Origin of the sequence: Streptomyces mutomycini (assembly GCF_001700505.1) — a bacterium.
GTDB lineage: Bacteria > Actinomycetota > Actinomycetes > Streptomycetales > Streptomycetaceae > Streptomyces > Streptomyces mutomycini.
On record NZ_MAPV01000200.1, the window covers coordinates 306 to 18,720 of the forward strand.

General features: G+C 71.8%; 19 protein-coding genes and 1 pseudogene. 6 read left to right on the forward strand and 14 right to left on the reverse strand.

Annotated elements, in window-relative coordinates:
- The 6 genes from BFF76_RS25670 to BFF76_RS34750 all read right to left on the reverse strand — a co-directional run.
- A partial coding sequence (locus BFF76_RS25670) for an LLM class flavin-dependent oxidoreductase (RefSeq protein ID WP_141695658.1) occupies positions 1 to 221 on the reverse strand: 221 nt, incomplete at its 3' end.
- Positions 222 to 243: 22 nt separating this feature from the next.
- Positions 244 to 1,425, reverse strand: a complete 1,182-nt coding sequence (locus tag BFF76_RS25675; RefSeq protein ID WP_053930954.1) for an SfnB family sulfur acquisition oxidoreductase — start codon at positions 1,423 to 1,425, stop codon at positions 244 to 246.
- Complete coding sequence (ssuE, locus tag BFF76_RS25680; RefSeq protein WP_065849156.1) at positions 1,418 to 1,972, reverse strand: NADPH-dependent FMN reductase; 555 nt, start codon at positions 1,970 to 1,972, stop codon at positions 1,418 to 1,420. Before ssuE ends, BFF76_RS25675 begins: the two co-directional genes overlap by 8 nt.
- 68 nt (positions 1,973 to 2,040) lie before the next feature.
- A complete protein-coding gene (locus BFF76_RS25685) occupies positions 2,041 to 3,258 on the reverse strand; it encodes an acyl-CoA dehydrogenase family protein (protein WP_053930953.1) in 1,218 nt (405 codons plus the stop codon).
- Between the two features lie 44 nt (positions 3,259 to 3,302).
- Positions 3,303 to 4,424: a dimethylsulfone monooxygenase SfnG gene (sfnG, locus tag BFF76_RS25690; RefSeq protein ID WP_065849157.1), complete on the reverse strand. Its 1,122-nt coding sequence runs from the start codon at positions 4,422 to 4,424 to the stop codon at positions 3,303 to 3,305.
- A 283-nt stretch (positions 4,425 to 4,707) separates the two neighbouring features.
- Positions 4,708 to 4,809 carry a putative leader peptide gene (locus tag BFF76_RS34750; protein WP_381823786.1) on the reverse strand — a complete coding sequence of 34 codons (102 nt, stop codon included), beginning with the start codon at positions 4,807 to 4,809 and terminating at the stop codon, positions 4,708 to 4,710.
- A gap of 104 nt (positions 4,810 to 4,913) precedes the next feature.
- On the opposite strand from BFF76_RS34750, the gene BFF76_RS25695 reads away from it, so the two are divergent.
- Together BFF76_RS25695 and BFF76_RS25700 are read left to right on the forward strand one after the other, a co-directional pair.
- Complete coding sequence (locus BFF76_RS25695) at positions 4,914 to 5,810, forward strand: LysR family transcriptional regulator (RefSeq protein WP_031099500.1); 897 nt, start codon at positions 4,914 to 4,916, stop codon at positions 5,808 to 5,810.
- Between the two features lie 80 nt (positions 5,811 to 5,890).
- The gene (locus BFF76_RS25700) at positions 5,891 to 6,562 is read left to right on the forward strand and encodes a FadR/GntR family transcriptional regulator (protein ID WP_031099509.1); all 672 of its coding nucleotides are present in this window, start codon (positions 5,891 to 5,893) and stop codon (positions 6,560 to 6,562) included.
- Here BFF76_RS25700 and BFF76_RS25705 read toward each other — a convergent pair.
- The gene (locus tag BFF76_RS25705; protein WP_065849158.1) at positions 6,551 to 7,339 is read right to left on the reverse strand and encodes an SDR family NAD(P)-dependent oxidoreductase; all 789 of its coding nucleotides are present in this window, start codon (positions 7,337 to 7,339) and stop codon (positions 6,551 to 6,553) included. The genes BFF76_RS25700 and BFF76_RS25705 overlap by 12 nt on opposite strands.
- The gene (locus BFF76_RS25710) at positions 7,339 to 8,676 is read right to left on the reverse strand and encodes an enolase C-terminal domain-like protein (protein ID WP_065849159.1); all 1,338 of its coding nucleotides are present in this window, start codon (positions 8,674 to 8,676) and stop codon (positions 7,339 to 7,341) included. Before BFF76_RS25710 ends, BFF76_RS25705 begins: the two co-directional genes overlap by 1 nt.
- Before the next feature lie 228 nt (positions 8,677 to 8,904).
- Here BFF76_RS25710 and BFF76_RS25715 point away from each other — a divergent pair, with 228 nt between their 5' ends.
- Positions 8,905 to 9,939, forward strand: a complete 1,035-nt coding sequence (locus tag BFF76_RS25715) for a PAC2 family protein (protein ID WP_042837229.1) — start codon at positions 8,905 to 8,907, stop codon at positions 9,937 to 9,939.
- 88 nt (positions 9,940 to 10,027) lie between these two features.
- On the opposite strand, the gene mshC is transcribed toward BFF76_RS25715, so the two are convergent.
- The 4 genes from mshC to BFF76_RS25735 form a co-directional block, all read right to left on the reverse strand.
- Positions 10,028 to 11,257, reverse strand: a complete 1,230-nt coding sequence (gene mshC / locus BFF76_RS25720; protein WP_031099515.1) for a cysteine--1-D-myo-inosityl 2-amino-2-deoxy-alpha-D-glucopyranoside ligase — start codon at positions 11,255 to 11,257, stop codon at positions 10,028 to 10,030.
- Between the two features lie 221 nt (positions 11,258 to 11,478).
- Positions 11,479 to 12,339 (reverse strand): SCO1664 family protein, encoded by an 861-nt coding sequence (locus BFF76_RS25725; protein ID WP_065849160.1) that lies wholly within the window; start codon positions 12,337 to 12,339, stop codon positions 11,479 to 11,481.
- The gene (locus tag BFF76_RS25730) at positions 12,303 to 12,893 is read right to left on the reverse strand and encodes a DUF3090 domain-containing protein (RefSeq protein WP_031099517.1); all 591 of its coding nucleotides are present in this window, start codon (positions 12,891 to 12,893) and stop codon (positions 12,303 to 12,305) included. Before BFF76_RS25730 ends, BFF76_RS25725 begins: the two co-directional genes overlap by 37 nt.
- Positions 12,894 to 12,999: 106 nt before the next feature.
- Positions 13,000 to 13,710 (reverse strand): histidine phosphatase family protein, encoded by a 711-nt coding sequence (locus BFF76_RS25735; RefSeq protein WP_065849161.1) that lies wholly within the window; start codon positions 13,708 to 13,710, stop codon positions 13,000 to 13,002.
- Between the two features lie 52 nt (positions 13,711 to 13,762).
- Between BFF76_RS25735 and corA the strand changes: the two genes are divergently transcribed.
- Positions 13,763 to 14,749 carry a magnesium/cobalt transporter CorA gene (gene corA / locus BFF76_RS25740; protein ID WP_031099518.1) on the forward strand — a complete coding sequence of 329 codons (987 nt, stop codon included), beginning with the start codon at positions 13,763 to 13,765 and terminating at the stop codon, positions 14,747 to 14,749.
- Positions 14,750 to 14,764: 15 nt separating this feature from the next.
- Here corA and BFF76_RS25745 read toward each other — a convergent pair whose 3' ends face one another.
- On the reverse strand, positions 14,765 to 15,553 hold the full coding sequence (locus BFF76_RS25745) for a hypothetical protein (protein WP_031099519.1): 789 nt from the start codon (positions 15,551 to 15,553) through the stop codon (positions 14,765 to 14,767).
- Between the two features lie 212 nt (positions 15,554 to 15,765).
- Positions 15,766 to 16,818: an LLM class F420-dependent oxidoreductase gene (locus BFF76_RS25750; RefSeq protein ID WP_031099520.1), complete on the reverse strand. Its 1,053-nt coding sequence runs from the start codon at positions 16,816 to 16,818 to the stop codon at positions 15,766 to 15,768.
- 146 nt (positions 16,819 to 16,964) lie between these two features.
- Between BFF76_RS25750 and BFF76_RS25755 the strand changes: the two genes are divergently transcribed.
- A complete protein-coding gene (locus BFF76_RS25755; RefSeq protein ID WP_065849162.1) occupies positions 16,965 to 17,948 on the forward strand; it encodes an aldo/keto reductase in 984 nt (327 codons plus the stop codon).
- Positions 17,945 to 18,415: pseudogene (locus BFF76_RS25760) on the forward strand (exodeoxyribonuclease V); the annotation flags it as partial. The gene BFF76_RS25755 and the pseudogene BFF76_RS25760, both read left to right, overlap by 4 nt.

An 18,415-nucleotide genomic window follows, 5' to 3' on the forward strand; every position in this document is an offset into this window, starting at 1 on the left:
ACCATGGCCGTGGTCAGCCAGGCGTCCTCGCACCAGGCTCCGGTCGGGGTCAGGACCCCTTCGAAGCCGAGGGCCTCGGCGGCGCGGGCGATCTGGGCGAGGTAGCGGACGGTGGGCGGCCGGTCGCCGCCGGCCGCGGTGACGGGGGTGCCGTGGCCGCCCCCGACGACGTGGCGGCTGTCGCCGTTGGTGGGCAGGAACCAGTGGAAGGTGAGAGTCACCGGTGATCTCCGATCGGGGGTGTCACAGCAGGCCGTGGCGGGGCGGGCGGATGCCGTTGAGGACGTGGCGGCCGAGGTGCTGGATCTTCCAGCGGGGCGGGTCGTGGAGGGTGTGGGTGCGGGCGTCACGCCAGTGGCGGTGCAGATTGAGCGAGTCGAGGGCGGAGCGGGTGCCGGCCACCTCGAAGAGGGCTCCCGCGACCTCGACGGCGGCGCCCGCCGCGTACACCTTGGCGGCGGCGACGGCGAGGGACGCCTCGGCGGCGGTCTCGTCGGTCAGGGTGGCCTGCGCGGTGTCCACCGCCCGGGCAGCGGTGTCCAGGAGAGCGTCGGCGGCCCGCACCCGCAGGTCCAGTTCGCCGAACCGCTGGATGAGCAGCGGGTCCTCGGCCGCGGTGCCGTACCCGCTCTCGAACCACGGGCGGCTCTTCGTCCGGACGAAGTCCACCGCTTCGGCCAGGGCCCCGGCCGCGATCCCCGCGTCGATCGCGGCGTGCAGCAACTGCGCGACCGCGCCGTGCAACTGGGGTCCCTCGAAGGTCAGATGGTGGGCGAAGACCCGGTCGGCGGGTACCCGCACTCCCTCCAGCCGCACCGTGCCGCTCGCCGTGGTGCGCTGGCCCATTCCGTCCCAGTCGTCGACGACGGTGACGCCGGGTGCGCCGGCCGGGACGTAGGCGACATACAGCTTCTCGTCCGCGCCGAGGGCGAGCACGGGGATCCAGTCGGCGAACAGGGCTCCGGTCGCGTAGTGCTTCACACCGGTCAGCAGGAACGAGCCGTCGGCGGCGGGTTCCAGCCGGGTGCGGATGTCCTGGACGTGCCGGGTTCCGGCCTCCGACTGGGCGTTGCCGAGACGCTTGCCGGCCAGCAGTTCGCGGTAGAAGAAAGCCTGTTGCTCCGGTGTGCCCTGTCTGCGGATCACGCTGACGTACGCGAAGTGGCTCTGCGGGATCTGCGCGAGACTGGCGTCGGCCGAGGCGAGCAGCCGGAAGAGCCGGGCGAGGGTGACCGCGCCGACGTCCGCGCCGCCGTGGTCCGCGGGGACGGTCACGGCCAGCAGGCCGGACGCGGAGAGCTTGTCCAGTTCGGCGCGGGGCAGCAGGCGTTCGGCGTCGCGCCGAGGGGCCCCCGCACGGAATTCCGCGGCCAGTTCGGCGGCCTTCTTCAGTGCCTGGGCGTCGTCGCGGATGATCTCAGCCATGAACAGCCACCGGTGCGTGGGTTTCGAGCGCGGCCGCGAACTGGTCGACGACCGCGCCGAGCGCCTCGGCGTCGGCGGCGTCGACGGTGAGGGTCCCGTCGGCGGACACCGTGATGTGCCGGTCCAGGACGAACCAGCCCTGGGTGATGTGGTCGGCGCCCATCGAGCTGAGCACCGGGCGCAGTGCGTAGTCGATGGCCAGGACGTGCGCGGTGCTGCCGCCGGTGGCCAGCGGCAGGACGGTCTTCCCCGCGAGGGCGTACTGCGGGAGCAGGTCGAGGAGCGACTTCAGCAGGCCCGAATAGGCGGCCTTGTAGACGGGCGTGCCGATGACGACGCCGTCGGCCGCCGCGAACAGGTCCAGGGCCCCGGCCACCGCCGGGTGTCCGACGTCGGCGCGCAGCAGGGCTTCGGCGGGCAGCGTGCGGACGTCGAGCGGCACGACCGTGTGGCCCCGGCCGGCGAGCCGCGCGTCGAGGTGGCGCAGCAGCCGGGCGGTGCTGGAGGTGGCGGAGGGGCTTCCCGAGACGGACAGGACGGTGGCCATGGGCCCTCGTTTCGTGATGGCGGGCAGGGGCCGGCGTGCCCGTGCGGGACGGGCACGCCGGGCGGCGGTCAGGAGTACCAGGTGGGCTCGGGGAGTTCCCCGGTGAGGACGTGGCGGCCGACCTCGCGCCGCTTGTAGGCGACCGGGTCGTGCAGGGTGTGGGTCCGGACGTTGCGCCAGAAGCGGTCCAGGCCCTCGGCGGAGGCGGTTGCGCGGGCGCCGGTGACCTCGAAGATCCTGCTGGTGACCTCCAGGGCGACATCGGTGGCGCGGGCCTTGACCGCGGCGACGCGCACCTCGAACGCGCCACGGCTCTGCTCGGTGACGGCGTCGGGGTCCTCGTGCAGCGCCTGGCCTTCGAGGGCGACGGCGTCGGCCAGGGCCTCCACGGCCCAGAGCTTCGCGGTGAGGTCGCCGTAGACGTCGATGACGTACGGCTCGTCGACGGCCTTGTCGTAACCGCCGTGCAGCCAGGAGCGGGACTTGGTGCGGGTGTAGGTGGCCGCCGTCTCCAGGGCTCCGGCGGCGATGCCGAGATAGAAGCTGACGAAGACCAGCTGGATGACAGGGACGTTCAGGGTGTTGTACGTGCGGGGCAGGAACTCCTTGTCCACGAATCCGGCGGCCGAGGACCAGGGGGTGCGTACGCCGTCGAGGGTGACGCCGCCGCTCTCGGTGAGCCGCTGGCCGATGTTGTCCCAGTCGTCGTGGAAGGTCAGCCCTTCGCTGTCGGAGGGGACGATGGCGAAGACGTGCTTGTCGGTGCCTTCCAGGACTCCTTCCAGCACGGTGACGTCGGAGACCCTGCTGCCGGTGGAGAAGGTCTTCCGGCCGGTGAAGAGGAGGTCGTCACCGTCCTCGGTGACGGTCACGTCGTTGTCGCGCGGGTTGACCGCTCCGCCGAAGAACCACTGGTTGCGGGCGGCTTCGGCTTCGACGTGCTCCCACTGCTCCCGGGTACCGACCAGGCGGGCGGCCCAGTTCCACAGGTAGTGGTACCCGAGGAGCTGGCCGATGGAGCCGTCGGCCTTGGAGACCTCTCGCACGACGCGGTAGGCGGTGGTCCAGTCCTGGCCGGCGCCGCCGTGCCCGGCGGGGCCGAGGAGGGTGACGAGGCCGGACTCCTTGAGGAGCCGGACCTCGGCGTGGGGGGTGGCGCCCGCCTTGTCCCGCTCGGCGGCGTCGGTGGCCAGGACCGCGGCGACCTCGGTGGCGCGGGCGATCCAGCCCTTGGCGTCCTGGGGTGCGGGGCCGGTCTGCCAGTGGCTGGGTGCGACGGTGCTCATCGTGGACCTCTTTCGTGGTGCGGGTACGGGTACGCGGGGGTGGTTCAGGAGCGGGCGGGTTCGGGGACGGCCTGCTGCGCCTCCAGTTCGCGGACCAGGGGCAGCACCTTCGTGCCGAAGTACTCGACCTCCTCCAGGTAGTGGAGGAAGCCGAGGAGGAAGAGGTCCACGCCGAGCCGCTTGTAGGCGACGATCCGCTCGGCGATCTGTTCCGGGGTGCCGATCAGGCCCGTACGGAAGCCGTCGTTGTACTGGACGAGGTCCTCGAAGGAGGAGTCCTGCCACATGCCCTTGCCGTCGGCGGTGGACCGTCCGGCCTGTTTCACAGCGGCGCCGAAGCCCTCGACAGCCTCGGTATCGGCCTTGGCGACGATCTCGCGGAGGGTCTCGCGGGCCTCGGCCTCGGTGTCACGGGCGATGAGGAAGCCGTTGAGTCCGAACTTCGGCGTGGTGCGGCCCGCGGCGGCCGCGGACCGGGCCACGTCCTGGATCTGGCCGGTGACGCCGTCGAAGTCCTTGCCGTTGCTGAAGTACCAGTCGGAGACCCGGCCCGCCATGGCGCGGGCGGCCGTGGAGTTGCCGCCCTGGAAGATCTCCGGGTGCGGGCGTTCGGCGGTGTTGAGCGGCTTGGGCTTGAGGGAGAAGTCCCTGATCCGGTAGAAGTCGCCGGCCAGCTCGGCGTGGTCCTCGGTCCAGACGGCGCGCAGGGCCCGGATGAACTCCTCGGAGCGGCGGTAGCGTTCGTCGTGCTCAAGCCAGGGTTCGCCGAGCGCGGTGAACTCGTCCTTGAACCAGCCGCTGACGACGTTGACGGCGAACCGCCCCTTGGACAGGTGGTCGGCGGTCGCACCGAGCTTGGCGAGCACGCCCGGGTGCCACAGACCCGGGTGGACCGCGGCGATGACCTTGAGCCGCTCGGTGGCCAGCAGCAGGGCGAGGCTGAAGGAGGTCGACTCGTGCTGGTACTCGGCGCCGTAACTGGCCATGTAGCGGACCTGGCTGAGCGCGTAGTCGAAGCCGTTGTTCTCGGCGAGTACGGCCAGCTCGCGGTTGTAGTCGTAGCCCCAGTCGGTGCGCTGTTCGATCCGGCTGGTGACCAGGCCGCCGCTGACATTGGGCACCCAGTACGCGAAGCGCACGGGGTCGGCGGGCTGCGGAGTGGACATGAGGACTCCCGGAGTCGGGGAAATGGGCAGGGGTGGGGGCGCCCGGCGGTCCTCGGCAAAGGACGGCGCGCTACGGCACAGGGCCGCGCGGCACGGCGCAAGGACCGGCGCGCAGCGGAGCGGACGGCCCGGAGCGGCCCGGAGCAGCACAAGGCGCCGGGGCGGCGCGAGGCGGAACGGGCGTAGGTGAGGAATGCCGGGTCACCGGCGGGGAGGGGTCCCGTGGACGGGCGGGTCCGTCCTGGTCAGGACGGAGTGGAACAGCGCGCGAAGGAGGGACTCCTCAGACTTCGCGACAACAGAACGCACTGGCGACACGGGCGAGGTCGATATGACGTCGCTGCGTGAAATCCCGTCGGTCCTTCATGCCGCCCACCCTAGCCATCTCCGGCGCCGGCAGTCGAGTAGGCAATCACGACGCGTTGATAGGGTTTCCCTTCAACCGGACCCGGCCGGTGATCCGTTCCCGGTCCCGGGGGGTGCGTGGGCATGCGTGTGGAACAGCTCGAGTACATCGAGGCGGTGACACGCCTGGGCTCGCTGCGCCGGGCCGCCGAGGAGCTCCATCTCTCCCAGCCCGCGCTGAGCGAGACCGTGCGCAACCTGGAGCGCGAGCTCGGGGTGGATCTCCTGGACCGCAGACGCTCCGGGGCGAAGATCAGCGACGAGGGCAGGGAGCTGCTGCCGCACATCATCGGTGTGATCGACGCGGTGGACCGGCTGCGGCGGGCGGCGGACCACCAGCACCACATCAGCCGGATGATCCGGCTCGGGACGGTCAACACGGCGACGGTCCCCCTGCTGGTGCCGGCGGTACGCGACTTCCGTGCGAGCCATCCCATGACCCAGGTGGAAGTCGTCGGGGCGCAGCAGGCCGAGATCCACCGCTCACTCCTGGAGGGCAGCTTCGACCTCGGGCTCGTCAACTACCTGCAGGGCGATGACCTGCCGCCCGACTTCCAGACGACGGAGCTGCTGCGCGGGCGGGCTGTGGTCTGCATGCGCCCCGACAGCCCACTGGCGGCCAGGGAGACGGTCCGGGTGAGCGATCTCCTCGCGGAGCCGCTGATCGTGATGCGCTCCGGTTACGTCATGCACCGGTTCATGCACCGGCTGCTCGCGGGCCGCGCCCCCGCCTTCTCGTACTCCACGGACGGCGCGGAGATGGGCAAGCTGATGGTTGCGGAAGGGCTCGGCGCGACCGTGCTGCCCGACTTCAGCGTCGTCGGCGACCCCCTGGAGCGCAGCGGCTCGATCGTGTGCCGGCCGCTCGAGGACGCCGGCGCCGCCGTTCTCCTGGTGCTCCAGCGCCGCAGGTCGGGCTCGGTCCCGCGCGCGGCACGCGACCTCCACCGCCTCCTCGTGGAGCGTGCGCGGGGCCTGTGACCGGGCGGGGGCACCGCACCGGCCGAGGGCCGCATAATGAGGTCCATACATCGGATGTCTTGTGCGCGAGGAGGCCCCACATGGCCGTCACCGACGAAGCGATCGAGAAAATCAAGGGAATGATCGTCTCAGGTGCCCTGGCCCCGGGGGACCGGCTCCCCAAGGAGAGCGAACTGGCGGCCGAGCTGGGTCTGTCGCGCAACTCGCTGCGGGAGGCCGTGCGCGCGCTGTCGCTGATCCGGATCCTCGACGTCCGGCAGGGCGACGGCACCTACGTCACCAGCCTGGACCCGCAGCTGCTCCTGGAGGCGCTCAGCTTCGTCGTGGACTTCCACCGTGACGACACGGTGCTGGAGTTCCTGGCGGTCCGCCGGATCCTGGAACCGGCGGCCACGGCGATGGCGGCCCTGCGCATCGATGACGAGCAACTGGACGCACTGAGTGCTCAGTTGGACGCACTGGGTCCCGAGCCCTCGGTGGAGGCACTGGTCGCCGGCGATTTGGAGTTCCACCGCAAAATCGTCCGGTCCTCCGGTAATTCGGTGCTGTGCTCCCTGCTGGACGGCCTGTCGGGCCCGACCACCCGGGCCAGGGTGTGGCGCGGGCTGACCCAGGCGGACGCGGTCAGCCGCACCCTGCACGAGCACCGGGCGATCCTCGCCGCGCTGCGGGACCGGGACGCCGAGGCGGCCCGGTCCTGGGCGACGGTGCACGTGGCGAGCGTGGAGCAGTGGCTGCGCTCAACCCTGTGAGGCCGCGGCTGGGCGCAGACGCAGCCCCTGCATCCCTCCGTCGACGGCCAGCGCGGTGCCGGTGACGGACGCGGCCGCCGGGCTCGCCAGATAGGCGACGGCGGCGGCCACCTCGTCGGCGGAGACCAGCCGCCCCATCGGCTGGCGGGCGTCGAGCGCGGCACGTTCCGCGGCCGGATCCTCGGCACGGCCGAGCAGGCGTCCGATCCATGGAGTGTCCGCGGTGCCGGGATTGACGCAGTTGACCCTGATCCCCTCGCGGACGTGGTCGGCGGCCATCGCGAGGGTGAGGGAGAGAACGGCCCCCTTGCTCGCACTGTAGAGCGCACGCTGCGGCAGACCGGCGGTCGCGGCGATGGAGCAGGTCTGGGTGATCGACACGGCCCCGGGCCGCCCGGCGGCGGCGCCGCGCAGATGAGGCAGTGCGTGACGGGCGGTGCGGACCATGCCGAGCACATTGACGTCCAGCACGCGGTTCCATTCCTCGTCACTGTTGTCCTCGACGGTGCCGATCGAGCCGATGCCCGCGTTGGACACCAGGGTGTGCAGGCCGCCCAGCTCCGCGGCGGCCCGGTCGACCGCGTCCCGTACGGCGTCGTCGTCCGTCACGTCGGCGGCGAGGGCGAGGGTTCCCCGAGGAGCGCCGCCGGGATCGAGGTCGAGCACCGCGACGCGCGCGCCGCGCGCGAGCAGCAGGGTCGCCACGGCGGCCCCGATCCCGGACGCCCCGCCCGTCACCAGGGCGGACAGTCCGTCGAAGTCCTGCGTACCGGTCATCAGTCGGTCTCCTCGGGTGTGCGGCGGGCCTGCCAGACGGGGCCCTGCGGGTAGCGGTGTCCGGCGATCGAGGCGGGGAGCATCCGGGCGGAGAAGCCCGGCCGGCGGGGGGTGACGTAGCGGCCGTCCTTGACGACGGCCGGGTCGGCGAAGTGCTCGTGGAGGTGGTCGACGTACTCGATGACGCGGTCCTCCCAGCTGCCGGAGACCGCGACGTAGTCGAACATCGAGAGGTGCTGGACCAGTTCGCACAGTCCGACGCCTCCCGCGTGGGGGCAGACCGGGACGCCGTACTTGGCCGCGAGCAGCAGTACCGCGAGGTTCTCGTTGACGCCGGCGACGCGCGCGGCGTCGATCTGGAGGAAGTCGACCGCGCCGGCCTGGAGGAGCTGCTTGAACACGACCCGGTTGGCGATGTGTTCGCCGGTGGCGACCTTGACGGGCTGCCCGGCGCGCACGGCGGCGTGGCCGAGCACGTCGTCGGGGCTCGTCGGCTCCTCGATCCAGTACGGGTCGTACGGGGCGAGCGCCGTCATCCACTCCACCGCCCCGGCCACGTCCCAGCGCTGGTTGGCGTCGACGGCTATCCGGATGCCGGGGCCGACGGCCCGGCGGGCGAGCGCGAGCCTGCGGACGTCGTCGCCCAGATCGGCGCCGACCTTCAGCTTGATCTGGGTGAAGCCGTCCGCGACGGCCTCCTCGGCGAGGCGCACGAGCTTGTCGTCGTCGTATCCCAGCCAGCCGGGCGAGGTGGTGTACGCGGGATAGCCCTCGGCGAGCAGCCGCTCGGTCCGCTCGGCGCGGCCCGGCTCGGCGGCGCGGAGGATACCGAGCGCCTCCTGCGGGGTGAGGGCGTCCGTGAGGTAACGGAAGTCGACCAGGGAGACGAGCTCCTCCGGGGTCATCTCCGCGAGGAACCGCCAGACGGGCTTCCCCGCCAGTCCCGCCGCGAGGTCCCAGGCCGCGTTGACGACGGCTCCGGCCGCCATGTGCATCACGCCCTTCTCGGGGCCGAGCCAGCGCAGCTGGGAGTCGTGCGTGAGCGTGCGGTACAGCGCGGCGAGGTCCGCGGCGGTACGCGGGGCGGGGCGTCCCACCACATGGGACCGGAGCGCCTCTATGGCCGCGGCCATGACATCGTTGCCGCGGCCGATGGTGAAACAGAAACCGTGCCCCTCCCGGCCCGGGCCGTCCGTACCGCCCGGGCCGTCCGTGCGCAGGACGACGTATGCGGCGGAGTAGTCGGGGTCGGCGTTCATGGCGTCCGAGCCGTCCAGCTGTTCCGAGGTGGGAAACCGGATGTCCTCGACCTCGAAATCCATGACGGTCAGACTCATGTGCGCCCCCAGGAATAACATCGGATCTCTACGTGGTCATCCGATGTATAGCTCTCCGTGGGCACTGCAGTCCAGGGTTCGACCGAAGTTTGATCAGTTTCGACTGGTACAGCTCGGATGAATCAAGGGTCGGCACGCTTCATCTCCGTACGCAAACCGGCTACGGCGGAGCAGGGTGGAAGCCGTAAGGTTGGTCCGTACACAAGGGAACTTGGGAAGGAGGCCTGGGTGATCGAGCTCGAGGGGGTACCCGAGCTGGTCGACCCGGTCATGGTGGCCGCGTTCGAGGGCTGGAACGACGCCGGTGACGCCGCCTCCACAGCGGTGGCACATCTGGACCGGGAGTGGAAGGGCGAGGTCTTCGCGGCGCTCGACGCCGAGGACTACTACGACTTCCAGGTCAACCGGCCCACGGTGTGGCTGGACGGTGGTACACGCAAGATCACCTGGCCCACCACGCGGCTCTCGGTGATCAGGGTCGGCGGCGAGAAGCCGCGCGACCTGGTGCTGATCCGCGGCATCGAACCCTCCATGCGCTGGCGTTCGTACTGCAACGAGATCCTGGGCTTCGCCCATGAGCTGGGCGTCGAGATGGTCGTGATCCTGGGGGCGCTGCTCGGCGACACCCCGCACACCCGGCCGGTGCCCGTCAGCGGGGTCACCTCGGACCCGGACCTGGCCAGGACCATGGATCTGGAGGAGACCCGCTACGAGGGACCGACCGGCATCGTGGGCATCCTCCAGGAGGCATGCACGCACGCGGGGGTGCCCGCGGTGAGCCTGTGGGCGGCGGTGCCGCACTACGTCTCGCAGCCGCCGAACCCCAAGGCGACGCTGGCGCTCCTGAACCGCCTCGAGGATCTGCTCGGGCTGCGCATCCCGCTGGGCGAGCTGCCCGAGGACGCCCGCGCCTGGCAGCTCGGGGTGGATCAGCTGGCCGCCGAGGACAGCGAGGTCGCGGAGTACGTGCAGACGCTGGAGGAGGCGCGGGACACCGCCGAGCTCCCCGAGGCGTCCGGCGAGGCCATCGCCCGCGAGTTCGAGCGGTACCTGCGCCGCAGGGACGTCGGCGGCCCGCAGGCGCCGGGCGGTCACGCCACGGAGAGCGGTGACGTGCCCTACCTGCGGGACACCTCCGGCGGCCGTACGCGACCGCCGAAACCGCAGCGCCCCGAGAAGGGCCGGCCGAAGGACTCCGACGGGGGCGCCGCCCCCGAGGACCCGCAGGCCGGCGGTCCCGACGAGGACGCCTCGGACGACTGACTCCCCGCCTGCCGGTGCGCGAACGGCCCCGGGCTTCGCCGATCTCTCGCGAAGTCCGGGGCCGTTCGCCGGTGTCTGGGGGTCGGGGTTACAGCGCGACGCCCAGCAGGGCGTCGACGGTGCGCGAGACGAGACCGGGCGCGCCCTCGTCCGTACCGCCGCCGGAGGTCTGCTTCGCGGCCCAGCGGTCGACGGCGGCGAGTGCGGCCGGGGTGTCCAGGTCGTCGGCCAGGGCCTCCCGCACCTCCTCGACCAGTGCGTCGGCGGAGAGCCCGTCAGGCCGGGAGACCGCGGCACGCCACCGCGCGAGACGCTCCACGGCGTCGGCGAGCACCTGGTCGGTCCACTCCCAGTCGGACCTGTAGTGGTGCGCGAGCAGGGAGAGCCTGATCGCGGCGGGGTCCACGCCGTCCCGGCGCAGTGCCGAGACGAAGACGAGGTTGCCCTTGGACTTGGACATCTTCTCGCCGCCCAGGGCGACCATTCCGGCGTGGACGTAGGCACGGGCGAACGGGTGCTCACCGGTCAGCACCTGGGCGTGCGAGGCGCCCATCTCGTGGTGCGGGAAGGCGAGGTCGGAGCCGCCCCCCTGGACGTCGAAGCTCATGCCGAGGTGGTCCAGCGCGATGGCGACGCACTCGATGTGCCAGCCGGGCCTGCCGCGGCCGAGGGTGCCGCCGTCCCAGCTCGGCTCGCCCTCGCGGGCTGCCATCCAGAGCATCGGGTCGAGCGGGTTCTTCTTGCCGGGGCGCTCGGGGTCACCGCCGCGCTCGGCGGAGAGCAGCCGCATGGCCTCGGCGTCGAGGCCGGAGACCTCGCCGAAGTGCGGGTCGCAGTCGACGGAGAAGTACGTGTCGCCGTCGAGTTCGTAGGCGGCGCCCGCGTCCCGGAGACGTTCCACGAGCGGGACGATGCCGGGTATCGCCTCGACCGCCCCGATGTAGTGCTTCGGGGGAAGCATGCGCAGGGCGGTCATGTCCTCCCGGAAGAGAGTCGTCTCGCGCTCCGCGAGCTCGGTCCAGTCCTCGCCGTCGCGCACGGCCCGCTCCAGCAGCGGGTCGTCCACGTCGGTCACGTTCTGGACGTAGTGGACCTGCCGCTTGGTGTCGAGCCACACGCGCTGAACGAGGTCGAACGCGTTGTAGGTCGCCGCATGACCCATGTGGGTCGCGTCGTACGGCGTGATGCCGCAGACGTATATGCGGGCGACGGGACCGGGGTCAAGGGTGATCCGTCCGCCGGTCGCGGTGTCGTGGATCCGAAGGTCGCGGCCCTTGCCAGGCAGGGCGGGGACCTCAGAAGCGGGCCAGGCATGCATGTCATGAGCGTAACCGGACGATGCTTCCGGATACGAACCGGATGGCGGATCGTGGCCGAAGACGCGGTCTTGCGCGAGGGGCGGTTCTCCTCTAGGCGCTCCTCCTCGAACCGGGAGGCCGCCCCGGCCCCGTACGGCGCGGCCTCCGGCCAGAGGAGGGCGCCGGTCGCCGGACGGGGCTGGAATGTGCCCGGGACCGGGCCGGCCCGCGGCAGGGGCCGCTACACCGGTGGCCAGGGGATCGGGGGCCAGTCGCCGCTGGGCTGCGGGTGGCGGCCGGACGTGCGGAGGCTCTCCACCCGGCCGCGCAGGGCGTCGATCTCCGCCGCGGTGATCAGTTCCCCCAACCGGGTGGCGAGCGCCGCGCCGGGTTCGAGGCCGGCGGACAACCGGTCGAGCACCTCGGCGGCCTCCGCCGTCAGCGGGTCGCCCGCCCATCCCCAGAGCAGCGTCCGCAGCTTGTCGTCCGCGTTGAAGGTGACGCCGTGGTCGATGCCGTACAGCCGCCCGCCGGGGGCCGGCAGCAGGTGTCCGCCCTTGCGGTCACCGTTGTTGATCACCGCGTCCAGGACCGCGAGGCGGCGCAGCCGGGGATCGTCGGCGTGCACCAGCAGGGCCTTCCTCCCCTCCCCCACGTCGGCGAAGCCGACGGCCTTCCAGCCCTCCCCCGGCTCCTCGTCCTCGACGAGCGCGAGCAGGGGCGGCGGCCCGTCACCGTTCCCGTCGTCGTGGCCGGCTTCCTCTTCCGCGTCGATCCACAGCTGGCACATCCCCTCGCCGTAGGGTCCCTCCCGCAGCACGGTGGGCGGGACGAGCCCCCACCCGGTGGCCTCGGAGATCTCGTACGCCGCGACCTCGCGCTGGGCGAGGGTGCCGTCGGGGAAGTCCCACAGCGGCTGTTCGCCGGCGACCGGCTTGTAGACACAGGTGCGTTCTTCGCCCTCGTACGCGACCGTGCAGTACAGCACCGCGTTCGACGCGCCCCGGACCTGCCCGAGGACCGTCAGCTCCCCCTCGGCGAGCAGGGTGCGCAGCCCGGCCTCCGTCAGGCTCCGCGACGGTATCCGTTCTGGCGCGGGCATACGTGTCCTTCCGGATCGAGGGGCAGGCTGCACAGCGGGCAGGGCGGGCGGCCCGCGTTCACGACGTCCAGCGCGCGTTTTGCGAACGCCCGCGCCTGAGCACCGCTCAGCCGGACGCGCAGCATCGGCGGGCCGTTCTCCTCGTCCTGCAGAAGCCTTTCCTCGGCCTCCGCGAGGTCGTCCTCGGAGTCGGCGTCCAGTTCGACGAGGGCCTGCGCCTCGACGATCATGCGCTGCTCCTCGCCGTCCCAGGCGAGCGCCATCGTGCCGACCCTGAACTCCTCCTCGACGGGTGCGTCGAGCGGCGCGGTGTCGGTGACGTCCATGGGTGCCACGGCGGGCACCGGTGAGTTGCCGCCGGTCCGCCGGACGACCTCGTCGAGGAGTTCGTCGATCCGTTCGGCCAGCGCGGAGACCTGGGCCTTCTCCAGGGCCACGCTCGTGACCCGTCCCCGCGAGGATGCCTGCAGGAAAAACGTACGGCGGCCAGGCAGCCCGACCGTGCCGGCCACGAAGCGGTCCGGTGGGTCGTAGAGGAACACCTGACGGGACACGTCCTGTCTCCCTTGAGAATGTGATGGCGGATGGGGGCGGCCCCGGGGCCCGGCGGGAATGACCCGCAGGGCCTCTACGGCGCGTCCACCCTACTGCGCGGAGCGATCACGGTGCCCCAGCGCCGCCCCCGACGGCCGCATCCGTTGCGGTGTCCCCCGCCGCGTCGGCCCCGATGGCCTGTTCGCGCGGCGCGAGGGACGCGAAGTCGCCGGTGTCGCCGAGCCGGAGGAGGAACGGGCGCAGCCGTGTGTAACGGATCGCGGTGACGGAGCAGGGATCGGCCTGGATTCGCTGGAAGAGGTCGAGGTGCATTCCGAGCGCGTCGGCGACGAGGGCCTTGATGATGTCGCCGTGCGAGCACATCACGTACGTGGCGTCCTCGCCGTGCTCCGCCTCGATGCGGGCGTTCCAGTCCCGCACGGCTTCCACGGCCCGCGCCTGCATGGCCCGCATGGACTCACCGCCGGGGAAGGCGGCGGCCGAGGGGTGCTGCTGGACGACCTTCATGAGCGGTTCGTCGGAGAGCTCGGCGAGTTTGCGCCCCGACCAGTCCCCGTAGTCGCACTCGCTGATCCGGTCCTCGGTGTGGAACGCGAGGTCCGGGCGGGCGGCGAGCAGTGGCTGGAGCGTCTCCCGGCAGCGCTGCAGCGGGCTGCTGACAGCCGCGGCGAGGCTGAGGGCGGCGAGCCGGCCGGGCAGCGCGGCGGCCTGTTCGGCCCCGCGCCCGTCGAGGGAGACACCGGGGGTCCGGCCGGCGAGTACTCCGGAGGTGTTGGCGGTCGAGCGTCCGTGGCGTACGAGGATGAGCGTGGGCATACCCGCCAGCGTAGAGGTGCGTGAAGGCGTCACGGCAGGGAACAATGCGCGGGTGATCGTCGACTGCGGAATTTACCGGGACGGGCGTAGGACCGAAGGTCCCGCCGATTTCTCCGATGCCCTCGACGAGGCACGTGCCACCGGGGACGCCTTCGTCTGGATCGGGCTGCACGAGCCGACCGAGGTGGAGTTCGAGCACGTCACCAGCGAGTTCGGTCTGCATCCGCTGGCGGTCGAGGACGCCCTGCGCGCCCATCAGCGGCCCAAGCTGGAGATCTACGACGACTCGCTGTTCGTGGTGATCAAGCCGGTGGTCTACGAGCAGGAGAGCGACACGGTCAGCGCCGGGGAGCTCATGCTCTTCATAGGCGACTCCTTCGTGGTCACGGTGCGGCACGGCGAGGGCGCGCCCCTGGCGGCGGTGAGAAGCCGGCTGGAGGCCGAGCCCGAGGTGCTCAGGCACGGCCCGACGTCGGTGCTGTACGCGGTCAGCGACGCGGTCGTGGACCGTTACATCGAGGTCGCGGCCGAGCTCCAGGCCGACCTGGACGAACTGGAGGCCCAGGTCTTCACCCCCGCGGGCACCGGGGACTCCTCGAACACGGCGGCGAGCATCTACACCTTCAAGCGGCAGGTGCTGGAGTTCCGCCGGGCGACCAACCCGCTGAGCGCACCGATGGCCCGGCTGTCGAGCGCGGGGGTGCCGTTCGTCGACAGCGAGTCGCAGCCCTTCTTCCGGGACGTGAACGACCACCTGACGCGCGCCGTCGAGCATGTGGAAGGGCTCGACCGGCTGCTCTCGGACATCCTGTCGGCGCATCTGGCGCAGGTGGGAGTGCGGCAGAACGACGACATGCGGAAGATCTCGGCGTGGGCCGCCATGGCCGCCGTCCCGACCATGGTGGCCGGGATCTACGGCATGAACTTCGAGCACATGCCCGAGCTCGACCTGGCCTGGACCTACCCGGCGGTGATCGTGCTGATGGGCGTGGCGGTCGTCGGGCTGTACCGCCTGTTCAAGCGTCGCGGCTGGATGTAGGCCGGGGCGCCGGACTCATGCGTACTCGCTCTCGGACACGGCCGGGCCGCCCAGCGCGTTCCGCAGGACGGGCTGTTCGAGGCTGACCATGCGCCGCCAGCCCACCAGCCGCTCGTAGGCGTACAGGGCGTGGATGCCCGCGGCCAGTACGGCGGCCTTGGCGCGCGGCCAGCGCAGGACGCCGCCCATGTGGCTCATCACGGCGAGGCTGACGTCCCGGTAGACCCGGATCTCCGCCCGGGCGCACTCCCGCAGGACGGACTGGATCGTCCTGCCGTGTCCCGCCCGGGCGAAGCGGAGGAGTTCCTCGTGGCAGTACGCGAGGTGGTTGTCCTCGTCCCGCGAGATCATCTTCACCGCGCGGCCGAGGACGGGGTGCGCGGCGAAGTGCTTCAGCAGGAGCCGCATCTGCTCGGAGGCCCGCTGTTCGGTGACCCTGCTGTGGGCGAGGTAGACGATGATGTCCCGCTCGGTGAGCGGCTCCTCACGGCTGAGCCGGTCGTGCGCGAGACCGATGCCCTGACGCTCCAGCAGGAGGGTGTAGTCGGTCTCGTACGGCACCGCCACGGGCTGCAGCCCGCGTTGCTTCAGCAGGGCGTTGAAGATCCGGCCGTGCTTGTCCTCGTCGGCGCCGTGCCGGACGACCTTGGGGGCCAGCGCGCGCAGTCCCGGGGGGACCAGCGCGGCGATGCGCCCGTTCTCCCAGCCGCCCTGCGACTCGCCGCCGGCCGCGATCGAACAGAACAGCCGGAACGACTCGTCGTCGTCGAGGATCTCCTGGAACAAGCTCTTTGCCGAGAGCATCACTGTCACCTTTCGCACCGGTGTCCCCGGGGGAACAGTCAAAATCGGTACGCATCGGTAGGCAACACGAACGGGGCGGGACAGGGCCGAACGGGCGCCCCGTCCGGAGTACGGGGCGTTACCCGGGAGCTCGGCCCGGCGTTGTTCCGTACGACGGCCGTGGCGGGGACGACCCCGAGCCCCCACCACGGCCGTAGTGCTGCGCCGGGTGCCTACGCGGCGAGGCCCGAGCGCTCCAGGGCGTCGGTGCCGGCACGCAGGGCCGCGAGCCGTTCGTCGAGCGTGAAGCCCGCCGGGGCGAGGGTCAGCGTCGTGACGCCGGCGGCGGCGTACGCCTGCATCCGGTCGGCGATCCGGTCCACGGAGCCGAGCAGCGTGGTCTGGTCGATGAGCCGGTGCGGTACGGCGGCGGCCGCGCCGGCCTTGTCGCCGGACAGGTACTTGTCCTGGATCTCTGCGGCTTCCTTCTCGTAGCCCATGCGCTGGGCCAGCTGGTTGTAGAAGTTCTGCTTGCGGCTGCCCATGCCGCCGACGTACAGCGCGGTGTAGGGGCGGAACATGTCGGCGAGGCCGTTGATGTCGTCGCCGATCGCCAGCGGCAGGGTCGGGCAGACGTCGAAGCCCTCCATCGTCCGGCCGGCCTTCTCCCGTCCGGCCCGCAGGTGGCGCACCGCGGTCTCCTCGATGTGCTCGGCGGACGGGAAGATCAGCAGGGCGCCGTCGGCGATCTCGCCGGTCTGCTCGAGGTTCTTCGGGCCGATCGCGGCGATGTAGAGCGGGATGTGCTCGCGCTGCGGGTGGACGGTCAGCTTGATGGGCTTGCCGGGGCCGTCGGGCAGCGGCAGGGTCCAGTGCTCGCCCTCGTAGGACAGCCGTTCCCGGGACATCGCCCTGCGCACGATCTCCACGTACTCGCGCGTGCGGGCCAGCGGCTTGTCGAACTTGACGCCGTACCAGCCCTCGGAGACCTGCGGTCCCGAGACGCCGAGGCCGAGGCGGAAACGGCCGCCGGAGAGCGAGTCGAGGGTGGCCGCGGTCATGGCGGTCATGGCGGGCTGACGGGCCGGGATCTGCATGATCGCGGAGCCCACGTCGATCGACTCGGTCCGGGCCGCGACCCAGGCGAGCACCGTCGGCACGTCGGAGCCGTACGCCTCGGCCGCCCAGCAGACGTCGTAGCCGAGCCGGTCGGCCTCCTGGGCGACGGCGAGGTTGTCGCCGTCCATCCCCGCACCCCAGTAACCGAGATTGATGCCGAGCCGCATACCCACACTCCCTCTACTGATCAGTAACGTTCCTGTGCCGGGACTCTAGCGCGGGCCGCCGGAATCCGGCAGGCTCACCGGGGGGCCGGGGCGGTTGTCCACAGGGCTTCCACCCCGTGGGGCCCCTGCCAGTAATCTCAGCGCCCATGGAGCAGAGGCATCTCGGCCGTACCGGCCTTCGTGTGTCCCGGATCGGGCTGGGCACTCTCACCTGGGGCCGGGACACCGACGAACACGACGCCGCCGACCAGCTGAAGGCCTTCTGGGACGCGGGCGGCACCCTCGTCGACACCGCCGACGTGTACAGCGACGGGGAGGCCGAGTGCGTGCTGGGGCGCCTCCTGGACAGCCTGGTGCCGCGGCAGGACCTGGTCATCGCGACCAAGGCGGGCAGCGTGCCCGATCCCTACCGCCGCTTCGACGGATCGCGCGGGCATCTGCTCGCCGCCCTCGACGCGTCCCTGCGGCGGCTCGGGACGGACTACGTCGACGTGTGGCAGATCCACGCCTTCGACCCCGTGACCCCGCTGGAGGAGACGCTGCAGGCACTCGACCTGGCCGTGTCGTCGGGCCGGGTCCGCTATGCCGGGGTGTCCGACTTCAGCGGCTGGCAGCTGGCCAAGGCGGCCACCTGGCAGCTCGCCGCGCCCGGGCTGCGCACCCGGCTGGCCTGCACCCAGATGGAGTACTCGCTGCTTCAGCGGGGCGTGGAGCGGGAGGTGCTGCCGGCGGCTCTGGACCTCGGGGTGGGGCTGCTGCCCTCGTCCCCGCTCGGCCGGGGAGTGCTGACCGGCAAGTACCGCACCGGTACGCCGTCCGGCTCGCGTGGCGCCTCCGAGCAGCTGGCTCCGTTCGTCGAGCCGTATCTCGACGAGGCGGCGAGCCGGATCGTGCACGCGGTGGTCACTGCCGCCGACGGGCTCGCCACCACACCCCTCCAGGTCGCGCTCGCCTGGGTCCGGGACCGGCCGGGGGTGGTGGCCCCGGTCGTCGGGGCACGCAACGCGCGGCAGCTGAGCGAGGCGTTGTCAGTGGAGGCGCTTAGTCTTCCTGACGAGATCTGCCAGGCGCTCGACGATGTGTCGGCGCCCGTGCACCGCTATCCCGACCAGGACTGGAGCACGCTGTGACTGCGCATCCCCGGGGAGAATCCCCGGACCCCGCGGCCGAGGACCACGCGACCGGCGAGGAAGCCGGTGTTGAGGCGGCCGACACGCCCGGCACACCCGACGAGGGCGACGCGGGGAGCGCGGAGGCGGCGGACGACGGCGCGGAGGCGGCGGACGACGGCGCAAAGGGCGTGCAGGAGCCGGAGCAGGCTCCCGGTGAGCCCGTGGCGCCGGCACTGTCGGAGGCCGAGGCGGAGCTGGCCGCGCAGCGAGAGCTGCGCGAGCGCATCGAACAGCGCAAGGCCGGGAAGGAAGGGCCCATCGCGGCCGGTGCGAAGCTGAACGGCCCGGCCGCGGACCTCCTCGCGGCGGTGCGCGCGGTGGAGAGCGGCGAGGTGCGGGTGCGGACACGGGCGAGTCGAAGAACGCGGTGCCGGGCTTCTCGCCGCTCTCCACCGCGCGCACCGCCGCGAGGAGGTCCGCGGCCG